The 12853-nt window shown below is 29.6% G+C and carries 13 protein-coding genes and 1 pseudogene; all 14 read right to left on the reverse strand.

What is annotated here, in order from left to right; genetic code table 11:
- A complete protein-coding gene (locus tag AVANS_RS08210) occupies positions 1–840 on the reverse strand; it encodes a DMT family transporter (RefSeq protein ID WP_239817398.1) in 840 nt (279 codons plus the stop codon).
- Entirely contained in the window at positions 837–1490 is a 654-nt protein-coding gene (locus AVANS_RS08215) for a ThiF family adenylyltransferase (RefSeq protein WP_239817399.1), read from the reverse strand. Before AVANS_RS08215 ends, AVANS_RS08210 begins: the two co-directional genes overlap by 4 nt.
- Positions 1465–2253, reverse strand: coding sequence for a carbon-nitrogen hydrolase family protein (locus tag AVANS_RS08220; protein ID WP_239817400.1), 789 nt, complete (start codon positions 2251–2253; stop codon positions 1465–1467). Before AVANS_RS08220 ends, AVANS_RS08215 begins: the two co-directional genes overlap by 26 nt.
- A complete protein-coding gene (gene xseB, locus AVANS_RS08225; protein ID WP_239817401.1) occupies positions 2250–2474 on the reverse strand; it encodes an exodeoxyribonuclease VII small subunit in 225 nt (74 codons plus the stop codon). Before xseB ends, AVANS_RS08220 begins: the two co-directional genes overlap by 4 nt.
- The gene (gene guaB / locus AVANS_RS08230; RefSeq protein ID WP_239817402.1) at positions 2471–3922 is read right to left on the reverse strand and encodes an IMP dehydrogenase; all 1452 of its coding nucleotides are present in this window, start codon (positions 3920–3922) and stop codon (positions 2471–2473) included. Before guaB ends, xseB begins: the two co-directional genes overlap by 4 nt.
- Positions 3923–3965: 43 nt before the next feature.
- Positions 3966–5630: an ATP-binding protein gene (locus tag AVANS_RS08235; RefSeq protein WP_239817403.1), complete on the reverse strand. Its 1665-nt coding sequence runs from the start codon at positions 5628–5630 to the stop codon at positions 3966–3968.
- Entirely contained in the window at positions 5617–7134 is a 1518-nt protein-coding gene (locus tag AVANS_RS08240) for a long-chain-fatty-acid--CoA ligase (protein WP_239817404.1), read from the reverse strand. The genes AVANS_RS08235 and AVANS_RS08240 overlap by 14 nt, the downstream gene beginning before the upstream one ends.
- A 13-nt stretch (positions 7135–7147) precedes the next feature.
- Entirely contained in the window at positions 7148–8887 is a 1740-nt protein-coding gene (locus AVANS_RS08245; RefSeq protein ID WP_239817405.1) for an outer membrane protein transport protein, read from the reverse strand.
- Positions 8888–9074: 187 nt separating this feature from the next.
- Positions 9075–9710, reverse strand: coding sequence for a protein-L-isoaspartate(D-aspartate) O-methyltransferase (locus tag AVANS_RS08250; protein ID WP_239817406.1), 636 nt, complete (start codon positions 9708–9710; stop codon positions 9075–9077).
- The gene (locus tag AVANS_RS08255) at positions 9700–10722 is read right to left on the reverse strand and encodes a ribonucleotide-diphosphate reductase subunit beta (protein ID WP_239817407.1); all 1023 of its coding nucleotides are present in this window, start codon (positions 10720–10722) and stop codon (positions 9700–9702) included. The genes AVANS_RS08250 and AVANS_RS08255 overlap by 11 nt, the downstream gene beginning before the upstream one ends.
- Entirely contained in the window at positions 10715–11137 is a 423-nt protein-coding gene (locus AVANS_RS08260) for an RDD family protein (RefSeq protein WP_239817408.1), read from the reverse strand. Before AVANS_RS08260 ends, AVANS_RS08255 begins: the two co-directional genes overlap by 8 nt.
- A gap of 2 nt (positions 11138–11139) precedes the next feature.
- On the reverse strand, positions 11140–11697 hold the full coding sequence (gene frr, locus AVANS_RS08265; RefSeq protein ID WP_239817409.1) for a ribosome recycling factor: 558 nt from the start codon (positions 11695–11697) through the stop codon (positions 11140–11142).
- Between the two features lie 73 nt (positions 11698–11770).
- Positions 11771–12022: pseudogene (gene secG, locus AVANS_RS08270) on the reverse strand (preprotein translocase subunit SecG); the annotation flags it as partial.
- 89 nt (positions 12023–12111) lie between these two features.
- Positions 12112–12789 carry a Bax inhibitor-1/YccA family protein gene (locus tag AVANS_RS08275; protein WP_239817410.1) on the reverse strand — a complete coding sequence of 226 codons (678 nt, stop codon included), beginning with the start codon at positions 12787–12789 and terminating at the stop codon, positions 12112–12114.
- Positions 12790–12853: the final 64 nt, after the last annotated feature.

Consider the following 12853-nt stretch of genomic DNA (forward strand, 5'->3'; position numbering starts at 1 on the left):
TTAAGAAAATGCTAGAGCTATTAAAATAAGCCCTGCTCCTAATAATTGTAATATTGTAAATGTTTCTCCAAAAAAACTTCCTAAAATCCCTGCACTTATTGGCTCAAGTAATAAAATCAAAGCAACCTTGCTAGGATGCAAGTGTTTTTGTGCGTAATTTTGTGCAAAAAAACAAAATATTGTAAATACTAAAGCCGATATTAAAATAAGCATTAAAACCTTAGAATTTGAAATAGGAATTATGCTTAAATTAGCAAAGGAAAGAGCAGAAATTAAATAAATTATAGTGCTACCTAAAAACTGAAAAAATATAAAAGTATTTAAATCATTTGATTTTAAAAATTTATCATTTAAAGCAACCAAAAGTGCGAAGAAAAACGCACAAATTATCGCTAAATATTCGCCTTTTCCAAAATTATTAAAATTTGCATCGCTAAATAAAAACATTCCAAAACAAGCAAGTAATGCTAAGAAAAATATTTTAAAACTAAGCCTTGCTTTGCTTATAAAAAAGCACAAAAATGGAGCGATAATTCCTTCTAATCCTGTTAAAAACGCAACATTAGAACTTTGAGTATGAGTAAGCGCTATTGTTTGAAAAATAAAGGCTAATGCCATACAAAAGCCTGTTATTAAGCCATAAAAATATGTTTTTTTGTAATGAATTAATATATCTTTTCTTGCAATCACAAAAAACACTAAAGACGCTATTAAAAACCTATAAAATAATAATTCATAGCTATTTATGTATTTTAAAACCCATTGAGTAGGCAAAAATGATGCACCCCAAATAAATACCGCAAATATTAATAAAAAAAACGATTTTTCTTGATGGCTCATAAATTAAACTTACTAAGATTTAAAATATCTTTTGAGAAATCAAAATAATATAAATAATCAACTTTTATATCAAAACCAGCTAAATATTTTAAGGCTAAAATACTAGCATACGAAGCACTAAACATAACAAAAGGAGTTGCTTGTGGCTTAATTCTTTTGATTTCTTTATTAAATGCTATTTTTTTATTTTTTACTATACTAGCACTTACGAAAAACTCTTCAACACTAGCAAAAATCCAAGGAATATTATTAGCTTTAGCAAAATTATCAATTTCACTTCTTACTGATAAATTATCAGTCGCATCCATAATCAAATCTGCCTTAGGATTTGTAGCAAAAAACTCTGCTGCGCTCATTTTATAAGTTTTAATATCACAAAATGAACGCTCTTTTAGCTTAGTAAAGCAATCAACCTTTGCTCTTCCTTCATCGCTAAAATTAAACATAATTTGTCTTTGAATATTACTTAAGCTAACAATGTCAAAATCAACTATACTAATACTCTTAATCCCACTACTAGCAAGAGCATAAGCTATGCTTGAGCCAAGCCCACCTGCTCCAATTATTATTATTTCTTTATTTTCTAAATTATTTTGCTTATCTTTTAATAATAAAGCTTGCCTTTCATAAAAGGCGTTTGTTGATTTCATTTCTTACTTCCTTAAATTTCCAAAACTTAGCCGCATCATTTGGTTTAACAATATCAGAAATTAAAACTTCTTCAGCATTGCTAAGCTCTTGAATAATATCGCCATAAGCATTGCATAAAAAGCTATTGCCATAGAAATTCCACTCAAGCTCATTTACTTCGCTCACACCTATACGATTAATTCTTAAAATATTGATATTATTTAAAAAAGCTCTCATTTTTATAAGCTCACACCATCTTGCATTTGAATTATAAGTATTTGCAGTAGGAATGATTAATAAATCTAATTCATTTGCCTTTTTAAAAAACTCATCAAAATGTATTTCAAAACCAAATAAAACACCTATTTTAAAATTATCGCATTTAAAGGTTTGTAGTTTGATTTTATCTTTTTTATTTTTAAAATATTCTTCTTCATTCCAATGTGAATATGGCATAAATACTTGCTGATTTATATATTTTATCTTGCCATTATTTGCTACTACGCAAGTTTTTATCGGCTCGTTTTTTTCAATCAAAACAATGGGTGCAACGATACATAAATTATATTTAGCACTATATTCTTTTAAGGCTTGTAATTTTACTTTGCTTTGTTCTTTTATTAAATCTATTGGCATTACTTTTAATTCTGTAAAAAAATTATTTAAAACATATTCGCCAAGAGCAACAAGCCTTACATTTTTTTGCTCACAAATCCTTAAATAATAATCAAGCCTAGCATTGCTTAAAGCTTGAGTGCTAAGCTGAAGAGCTGCGATTTTCAAAATGGTAATCTTTCTGTATCAATACTAATTGAACTTGATTTGTTTTGTTCAAATTCTTCTATATCTTTACTAGCCTTATCTAATAAATCTCTAGCTTCATTGATTAATTTCATACCATCTTTATAAGCATCTACTAAGTCAAATAAGGGCGTATTTTCATCTTCTATTATTGCTAATTTCTCATCTAAAATCTCACAAATTTCTTCATAAGTCTTTTTCATTGATTTACCTTATAATTTGGTGCTTCTGCTGTAATTGTTACATCATGAACATGGCTTTCTTTAAGCCCTGCACTTGTAATTTCTACAAACTCAGCTTTTTCTTGAAAGTCTAAAATATCCTTAGCTCCATTATATCCCATAGAACTTCTAAGACCACCTAATAACTGAAATACTACATTTTTAATACTTCCAGTATGTGGAACTCTTCCTTCAATTCCTTCAGGAACAAGCTTTTCTTTTGCTGTGCCTTCTTGAAAATATCTATCAGAACTTCCCTTTGCCATAGCACCAAGACTTCCCATTCCACGATAGCTTTTGTATTGTCTTCCTTGATAGGTGATAAATTCTCCTGGACTTTCATCAGTTCCTGCTAAAAGTGAGCCTATCATTACGCTACTTGCACCAGCTGCTAGTGCTTTTGCAATGTCACCTGAATATTTTATACCGCCATCTGCAATTATAGGCACATTAAACTCTTTTGCAGCCTCAGCACAATCACTAATCGCAGTAATTTGTGGCACACCAACCCCGCTTACAATACGAGTGGTGCAAATACTTCCTGGTCCAATTCCTACCTTAATCGCATCAGCTCCTGCTAATGCTAAATCCTTAACAGCCTTAGGATTTGCAATGTTTCCAACTATAACATCTATATTTAATTCTTGTTTGATTTCTTTTAAAGTATCAATTATGCCTTTACTATGTCCGTGAGCACTATCCATAACTAATACATCAACGCCTGCATTTACTAAAGCTCTAGCTCTATCAAGTTGCCCTACTCCAATAGCAGCACCTACAACTAATCTTCCTAATTTATCTTTATTTGCATTTGGGTATTCTTTACGTTTTTTTAAATCCTTAATAGTGATTAGACCACAAAGAACATTGTTATCATCAACTAAAGGTAATTTTTCAACTTTATTTTTACTAAAAATAATTTCAGCTTCATCTAAAGTGCAGCCTTGTTTAGCTGTAATTAATGGCATTTTTGTCATTACATCTTCAACTGATTTACTAAAATCGGTTTCAAATCTTAAATCACGATTAGTTAAAATCCCTAAAAGTTTTTTATCACTATCAACTACAGGAACACCTGAAATTGAATATTCGTGCATAATAGCTAAAGCATCGCTTACTTTAGCATTTGCATTCACAAAAACAGGATCGTAAATAATTCCGCTTTCACTTTTTTTAACTCTTATTATTTCTCTTACTTGGCTTTCTATATCCATATTTTTATGAATTATTCCAATTCCGCCAAGCCTTGCCATCATAATTGCAGCACGATGTTCTGTAACAGTATCCATCGCTGCTGAAATTAATGGCATATTTAATCTTATATTTTTAGTAAGTCTTGTGCTAATATCAACTTCTTTTGGTAAAACTTCTGAATATTGTGGAACTAATAAAACATCTTCAAATGTAAGGGCTTTTTTAATAATATTCACTAGATTTTCCTTTCGTTTTTTAATTTATTATAAGGGCTTTTTATTAATTAAAGCCCATTTTTATTTCTTTAGAAAAATCGTTGTTTAATTCTTTTTGAATGCTATCTTTAAAATCGTCTAATCTAAAAATTCCATCGCTTTGAGCGACTTTTATTGCTGTATTTTTTACTATCATTTTAATTTGAGCGCCACTTAATTCATAAGTTTTTAAATCATCAATCTTAAATCCTGATTCAAATTCCGCATTTTTTGGCAAATGTAATTTCCATATTTTTTCACGCTCTAATTCATTCGGATTAGAAAACTTGATTTTATATTCAAATCTTCTTGAAAATGCAGGGTCTAAACTATCTAAAAAGTTAGTTGTAGCAATTAAAATACCATCAAATTTTTCAAGCTGTTCTAAGAAAATATTTTGCATTTGATTATGCATTAATTCACTTCCGTGACTTGCAACACTTCTTGTGCTTAAGAACTGATCTGCTTCATTTAATAATAAAATAGGCGGAGTTTTTACACTCTTACTAATCGCTTTATAATTATCAAAAATTGCACGAACATTCTTTTCGCTTTCACCTACATATTTATCTAATACTTTAGAGCAATCAAGGGTTATTATTTCTCTTTTTAAAGTCTTTGCTAAATAACTAGCACTCATAGTCTTACCTGTGCCTGGAGGTCCATAAAAGATTATATTAGCTCTTAAAACATCATCTTTTACAATTCCCCAGTCTTTAAGTCTTTTTGCTACGCTTTTTGTAAGGCGTTTTTTAAGACTTGTAGCAAGATCGCTAACATCTTTACTTAATACTAAATCAATTTCTTGAACTTCTAAATATTCAAAAAAATTAAGCTCTTCAACAATGGCTTTTATATTTTCGCCTTTATGTGGGAAGAAATACTTAATAACATTATCGCTTATTATAAATCTATTATCGTTTCCTACATATTCAACTAATTCATTGCTTAAAAGCTTTGAATCATCGCTTAATAACTCATAATTTCTAATCTTTTCTAATTGATAAGGATTTATTATGCTTAATAATTCTTCGTAATGTAAAGGCTTTTTAGAACCTGTTAGCTCTTCTTTTAATAAAGCCATTATGATAAGTGTTTCTTCTGCGCTTAAATCATAATCCTTCATTAATTCATTAAAAGGATTATGAAATTTAGGGCTGTTTTTAAGTCTTGTATTGATTAAATCAAGTCTTAAATCAGATGTTAAAAACTCTAGCTTAATCCTTGCATCAATCATATCAAAACAATCATTTAAATAAACGCTTAAATCAGTATAAGGTTTATGCTTATATTCTTCTAATTCACTATCACTAATAACTCTTGCTCCATCAAATTCATTAGCAAGATTAAAAAACACATGAGCATATCTTGTAAGTGCTATTGATTGAAATAAAATAAGCCCAGCGTTATCTTTATAATTAAATTGTTTTCCACTTGCTTCTTGAATAAACTTTTTTTCATAAAGCTCTATAAAAAATGGTAAATACGAAACCATTTGTGCAGTTGTGTGAGCATTGAAAGCATCTTCTACTATGCTATGAAATTTAATCCCAAAGCGTGATTTTATAGTTTTATTTAGCATTGTTCTTAAAATAACGCAAGACTCTTTAGCTAAACCTTGATTTAATAATTTTAAATATAAAAAACTTTCTTCGTAATTATCGCTTAAAAACTCTTTAATTTTTTCCAATTTCTAACTCTTTTTTTAATTCTTTTTTTAAAACTTTTCCCGCAGCATTTTTTGGTAATTCACATTTAAAAATTATAGCTTTAGGAACTTTGTAATTTGCTAAATGTTTCTTAAGATGCCTTTGGATTTCTTGTGCGTTTAGTGTAACACCTTCTTTTAAACAAACATAAGCTACAACGCTCTCATCAAGTTCATTATCTTTTACGCCAATTACAGCACAAGAATCAACTTCGTTAAGTTGCATAATAACATCTTCAATTTCTCTTGGATAAATATTAATTCCTTTTGAAATAATAATATCCTTTTTTCTATCTACAATATAAATAAAGCCATCTTCATCAAGTCTAGCAATATCGCCAGTCTTAAGCCATTCGCCTTCTATTACTTCGCTTGTAAGCTCAGGTTTATTGTAATAGCCTTGCATTACACAATCACCCTTTACTATTAATTCTCCTATTTCTCCGATAGGTAATTCTTTTAGTTCATCATCTACGATTTTTACTTCATATCCATGTAAAGGCAAACCTACTGAATTAGCCTTTTGCTTTTCTAAGCGATTTACTGCAACAATAGGCGAACACTCGCTTAAGCCATATCCTTCTAATACTGCTGTTCTTTTAAATTTTTCTTTATAAGCTTTAAGAGTGCCTTCGCTTAAAGCACTTGAGCCTGATACTATTATTCTAATTTTGTGAAACCACATAAAATACCAAGGAAGCTTAGCTTTAAGCAAGGCATTTAAAATAACAGGAACTGAAAATAATATCGTAACTCTTTTTAAAAGTATTTGCTTAACCACATTAGAAAATGGTAAAACAGAGCGTTCAATCACAAGCGAACAGCCTGAAAGTAAAGGTAATAAACAAACTGCTGTTAAAGTAAAACTATGAAACATAGGTAAGTATGCAATAGCTCTATCACTTGATTTAATCTTAAAATCATGTTGAGCTGATGTTATATTTGATAAAATATTTTTATAGCTTAATAATACGCCTTTAGGAAGTCCTGTTGTTCCTGATGTATAAATTATATGAACGCTATCGCTTAGTTTTGCATCGCATTTAAAATTATAAACCGGTGCATAATCTAAATAAGCAGCTAAATATCCATCTTTTAAGCTATTATCAAATGAGTGAAAAAGCGTAATATCACCAAATTCACTAACAAGCTCAGCAGCTTCTTTAATATCTCTTGAAACTATTAATAATTTTGCGTCGCAGTCTTTTATAATATAGCTGTATTCTTCTTTTTTAAGCATAGTATTAATAGGAACTGCGACAGCCTTTAAGGCAGTTATTGCAAAATATAAAATCATAAATTCTTTGCAATTACTCATAATAAAAGCTACATTATCGCCGCTTTTAACTCCGTGATTTTGCAAAAATGCTATCATTTTATCAACATGATTTTTTAACTCTTTAAAGCTTATTTTACCATTGTTATCAAATATAGCAATTCTGCTTAATTTTGAGTAATTTTCCAAATATTCATAATAATTTTGCATTAACTTCCTTTAATTAAAACTCGTAATTAACCCCAAAATTTACAATCTGATTTGATTGATTTGAGAATTTTCCTTTTGTTTGGATTAGAATATTATCGGTTACATTATCTACTTTAACATCTGCATAATGCTGATAAGCTCCTGCTCCTGTTACTTTTAATTGTTTGTTTATTCTATATTCAAAACCTAAAGAATAATTATACATTCTACTATCTTTTGCTAAAAAAGATATTTTTTCGCGTCTTACTGGGCTATCTTCTGTTGAAAAGCCTAGCATAAGTGATAAATCTTTATCATAGTTATATCTATAACCAAAACTTAATAATGTAGTATCTTTCCAACCATTTTCTAAACTAGCTTGTAGAACTGATGAGAAAAAATATTCTTGCATTTGCTGGGTATCTCTATCGCTTAATTGATTTTGCGCTTTTAGCATTGTAATAGCTTGAGCAACAACTTTTTGCAATTCATCAAAAGATGAACAATTAGATGCTTGAGGTAATGCTTGTCCAGTAGCAGGATTAACACCAGCACACATTCCACCAACGGTTCCAGCTAATAATTCTAAACTTTTAGGCATTTGTGGGGTAGCAATTTTTAAATCTGTACTTTTTGATTTGCTCCAAAATGTTCTTCCCATGTTAAACATAAACTCGTGCTTGCCATATTCATAAGCAATACCAAAGTTTGCATTAGCAGGATATAAAAAATTTGCACTTGCGTAGCCATTATATCCAACAACTTTATCAAAATTTCCATTATCCATGTCATATTTTAAACTACCTAAACCAGTAGCCATTCCCAACAACTCTTGAAATTTCGGATTATTCAAAAGCGCAGGATTGTTTTTGATGGCAAAATCAAACTTTGGCATTATACTTGCAATACTATCCCCATTAGATTGTGGTGCATACATAATTGCACTAGCAAAATCATACATAGCAAACTTGGTCATTTTAAAATCCATATTGCCTTTAAATTCGTTTTTGTATGAAGAATTATAAAGTAAAGAAAATCTTAATTTTTCATCAAAATACTTAGGTGCGTAAGTTAAAGATAACTTATAACCAAATTTATACCCATTATCTGTCTTTACATTACCACTATAAACCCATGATTTGTGTCTTTCAACTAGATTACCATCTTTATCTGTATAAGTCCAAATCGGATAATCATTCTTATACGTATATCTAGGATTCATAGCGTTATCTTTCATTAGGCTAAATTTAAGCCTTGTATGATTTGCTGTAATGCTTGCACCTAAACTAAGTTCGCTAGTTGGCTTAAACGCATACGATAAAGCCAAAGTTCCACCACGAATATCCATAGTATCGGTTAATGCTTTTGCATAATCACTATTCCAACCATAAACGCCTGCAAAATCTGTATAACCTGCAAATCCAACGAAATGTTGTTCGTTAATAGGATAAACAAATGCTAATGTAGGCAAGAAAAATGTGAATTCTTTTCCATGTGCATCGCTTGCATTATAATAAGGTTCGCCACCAACCTCTGTTAAGTGGTTTTCAAATCTAGAACCTGTAACATTATAATAGTTAGCACTAAAATGCAATTGTGGATTTTGTCCTAAAAATCCCATATTTGCTGGGTTGATAAAAGCCGCATCGGCACTAAAACTCTTTGCTAAATTTGAGCTAGATAAAGCTATTCCGTCTGAACTTAGCGGAACAAGCTTATAATTTGATGCTAGTAAGCTACCACTAACAACAAATGATAAGAAAATCTTATTCATTTACTCAATTTTTCCTTAATTTTTTTAAATGGAAAGCTGATTATATATTTTTAATATTAATTTTTCTTTATAAAAGATAAAAATTACCTTATTTAGTATTTGTATTAATTTTCTTTATTTGTAGAATAAACTTTAATTTATAATTCCTATTTCAAATTCTTGTGGAATTTGAAATAGGAAATTGATTTTATTCAAGGCCACTTAGCATAGGAACAAAAGTGCAAGAATCAAGAACTATTTCTTCTATTCTGTCTTTATGTTTAATATATTTTGTAATGTATTGTTTGCTTGCATTACCAACAGGAGCTACTAATATCCCACCAACTTCAAGTTGAGAAAACAATACATCAGGCACTTTTTGAGTATATGCCGAAAGCAAAATTCTCTCATAAGGTGCATAGTTTTTAAGCCCATTATTACCATCTGCGTGGCGAACATATACATTTGCTTTTATAGTATCAAGGTTTTTGATCGCTTTATTTGATAATTCTTTAATTCTTTCTAAAGAAAATACTCTTCTTATTAAATTAGATAAAAGTGCAGCTTGATAGCCACTACCACAGCCAATCTCAAGCACACTATCAGCCCCAACAGGCTCAAGCGCCATAGTCATTTTAGCTACCGTAATAGGTGAGCTAATCCATTGATCAGAGCTTAGTGGCATAGCATGTAATTCATAAGCAAAATTACTCATAGGCATAAAAATCTCTCTAGGAGTATTAGCAAATGCAAGTTTTACTTCTTTGCTAATATTTACTTCGCTAGCAATATTTTCGGCAAGTCTTGCACACTTTTCTTGTTCGTAAATATCCTTAAAAATCATCGAAATTCAAACTTCCTTTACTATAATTTGTAACCTTGCTTTCAAAGAAATTGCTCTTTTGGTCGTTAAACTTAGAAAAATCATCAACCCATTTAATAGGATGTTTTGCATTATATTTTTTCTCTAAACCAATAGAACTAAGTCTTAAATCTACAAGATAATGAATATATTCTGTAATTATATCATCAGTAAAGCCCATAATTTGATTTTGAGTGATATATTTGCCCCATTCAATTTCAAGCTCAGCAGCACGCTCAAACATTTCATAAATCTTTGCGATTGTTTTTTCGTTGAATAAATCAGGTCTTTCTTTTCTAACTGAATTAATCATATTTTGAAATAATAATAAATGCGTTATTTCATCTCTTTGAATAAATCTTACCATTTGAGCTGAGCCAAGCATTTTACCTGCACGAGCAAGTGCATAAATAGCAGTAAAACCGCTATAAAAATATATTCCTTCTAGGATTTGATTTGCTACCATTGCATAAAGCAATTTTTCTTCCGTTACATCGCCTGCTAATTCTTCATAAAGACTTGAAATAAAATCATTTTTCTTTCTTAATGTAGCGTCGTGTTTTTCCATTTCATATATTAAATCAGTATCATCACAAATAGCTTCAACCATTACGGCATAACTTTTAGAATGGTTTGCTTCTTCATAAGCTTGTCTTGCTAAAACAGCGTTAATTTCTGGTGCTGTTATGTATGGATTGATATTATCAGCTAGGTTGTTTGTTTGAAAGCTATCCATAGAAATTAGCTGAGACCATACTAAATCATACATTCTTTTTTCACTTGTAGTTAAATTACATTTATAATCAAGTGCGTCTTTTGTAGTATCAACTTCTCTAGGAAACCAAGTATTAGCTTCCATTAAATCCCATAATTTTAAAGCCCATTCATATTTTGCTTTAGTAAAATTTAAAATACCTTGAGGATTACCGCCAAATACCTTTCTAGCAGTTAAATCTTCATTGCTTTGAGGATTATATATTCTTTTTCTATTCATCTCTTTTCTCCTTAAGAACTAAAGTATTTGAAAATAAATCATGTATATATTGCCTATCTTTTCTAAAGAACGGAAAAATCATACCAAATATTAAAGAAAAGCTAAGCACAAACAATACCAACCTTAATAATATCTGTAAAAAACTTGCTCTTTTACCATTTTTATTTCTTAAATGCAAGCCTAAATATTTATATCCTAAAGTTTGACCTTTAAAAAATAAAAATAATAAAATTATTAAAAAATATAAAAAAGTAGCTAAAAATATAAAATTTTGACTTTGTCTATATTCTGAAGCACTACCTACTAAAATGTAGGTAGTAAAGTATTGTATTGGCATCATTATCATAAACATATCAACAATGCCAGCTTTTAATTTATCATAAAGACTAGCTAAACAAACCTTAGCCTTTGCCATTTTTAAACTTTAAGTAATTGTGTTTCTTTTTCTTTTACTAATTCATCGGTTTTAGCAATTGCTAAATCAGTAATTTTTTGAACTTCATCGTAAGCTTTTTTCGCTTCATCTTCGCTTACTGCTTTATCTTTTTCTAATTTTTTAACAGCATCATTTGCATCTTTTCTAATATTTCTAATAGCAACTTTGCATTTTTCTCCCATTGCTTTTGCTGCTTTTGCGTTTTCTTCTCTTTGTTCTTTTGTCATTGGAGGGAAAAATAATTTAACGCCATCTGCATCAGCATTTGGATTTACTCCGATATTTGCTGCTTTGATTGCTGTATCAATCGCTTTAATCATAGATTTTTCCCAAGGACTAATTGTAATTGTAGTAGCATCAGTTGCTAAAATAGTTGCAACTTGATTTAATGGAGTTGGATTTCCATAATAATCTACAAAAACATTATCTAATATAGAAATATTTACTTTACCTGTTCTTAAGGTCATAAAATCTTTTTTTAAAGCATTATGAGCTTTTTCGTTTTGTTCTTTTTGTTTTGAATAAATTTCACTTAACATTTTCGTCCTTTTACTTGATTGATTCTGGTAATGCTTGTGGTTTAGTTTCTTGAATTTGCTTGCTAGCGTTTTCTAATTTATTTACTAAACTTTCACTAGTTTTTGTGTTATAGCTATAACTTAAAAAGATTGTATTTGCAACAAGTAAAACACCCATTATAAAGGTAAATTTAGCTAAAAATCCAGCAGGACCTTTTGCTCCGAACAAACTCTCATTTGAACCACTATAAGCACCTAAACCTATACTTGAGCTTTTTTGCATTAATACACAAGCACAAATAATTACTACTAAGATAAATTGAATTGCGATAAAAATTGTGTTCATATTACTTCTTTCGTTTAAAAATAAAGTTTGTATTATATGTTATAAAATTTAAAATAAGTTAAAAGCCTTCAAAATTGAAGGCTTAAAAATTAATCTCTAATACTTCTTAAGATATTTAAAAGAGATATAAATAAGTTAATAAAGTCAAGGTATAAAGCAATTGCACCTTGAATAGGTGTTTGATATGCACCACGAATTATCATTTGTGTATCATAAATGATAAAAAAGCTAAATAAAATAGCACTAACACTAGAAATTACTAGGTGTAAAACTGGGCTTTGAAAAAATAGATTTAATAAAGATGCCCCGATAACAACTAATAAAACAATGAAAAGTGCCTTGCTAAATACACTAAAATCTCTTTTTGTTGTAAATGCAAATACACTAAGTCCTGCAAAAGCAAGTGTTGTTAAAAATAAAGCTTGAGCTATTATTTCAGCACCTGCTGGGTGTTGTAAAGTAATATAAATAATACCTGTTAGGCTAAGACCACTAATAAATGCAAATGTAAATAACATAGCAATAGCACCATTAGTTACTTCTCTTTTTGTATTCAATACCATAATTAATATAATTTCTACAGCAAGAATTCCTAAACTAGCCCAAATATTGCCAACTAAAAAACTAGCTAAATATGTAGCACCTAAATAAGCCCCTAATGTTGCAGCAACTAGCGAAAGAGCAAAATACATATATGTATCTCTTACAAAAATCGCAGCGTCTGAACGAATAGCTGAACTAGCACGAGTTCTTTCGTATAAACTCATTTTTTCTCCTTGTTTAAATTTATTAAAAGCTCTTGATTATAGCTAAGTTAGTTAATATCTCATT

The organism is Campylobacter sp. RM5004 (assembly GCF_022369455.1).
In the GTDB taxonomy this organism is placed as follows: Bacteria; Campylobacterota; Campylobacteria; order Campylobacterales; family Campylobacteraceae; genus Campylobacter_E.

Coding starts and splice junctions, on each gene's coding strand:
- AVANS_RS08210 (WP_239817398.1), bottom strand. CDS start 840: ATGAGCCATCAAGAAAAATCGTTTTTTTTATTAATATTTGCGGTATTT.
- AVANS_RS08215 (WP_239817399.1), bottom strand. CDS start 1,490: ATGAAATCAACAAACGCCTTTTATGAAAGGCAAGCTTTATTATTAAAA.
- xseB (WP_239817401.1), bottom strand. CDS start 2,474: ATGAAAAAGACTTATGAAGAAATTTGTGAGATTTTAGATGAGAAATTA.
- AVANS_RS08240 (WP_239817404.1), bottom strand. CDS start 7,134: ATGCAAAATTATTATGAATATTTGGAAAATTACTCAAAATTAAGCAGA.
- AVANS_RS08245 (WP_239817405.1), bottom strand. CDS start 8,887: ATGAATAAGATTTTCTTATCATTTGTTGTTAGTGGTAGCTTACTAGCA.
- AVANS_RS08250 (WP_239817406.1), bottom strand. CDS start 9,710: ATGATTTTTAAGGATATTTACGAACAAGAAAAGTGTGCAAGACTTGCC.
- AVANS_RS08255 (WP_239817407.1), bottom strand. CDS start 10,722: ATGAATAGAAAAAGAATATATAATCCTCAAAGCAATGAAGATTTAACT.
- AVANS_RS08260 (WP_239817408.1), bottom strand. CDS start 11,137: ATGGCAAAGGCTAAGGTTTGTTTAGCTAGTCTTTATGATAAATTAAAA.
- frr (WP_239817409.1), bottom strand. CDS start 11,697: ATGTTAAGTGAAATTTATTCAAAACAAAAAGAACAAAACGAAAAAGCT.
- AVANS_RS08275 (WP_239817410.1), bottom strand. CDS start 12,789: ATGAGTTTATACGAAAGAACTCGTGCTAGTTCAGCTATTCGTTCAGAC.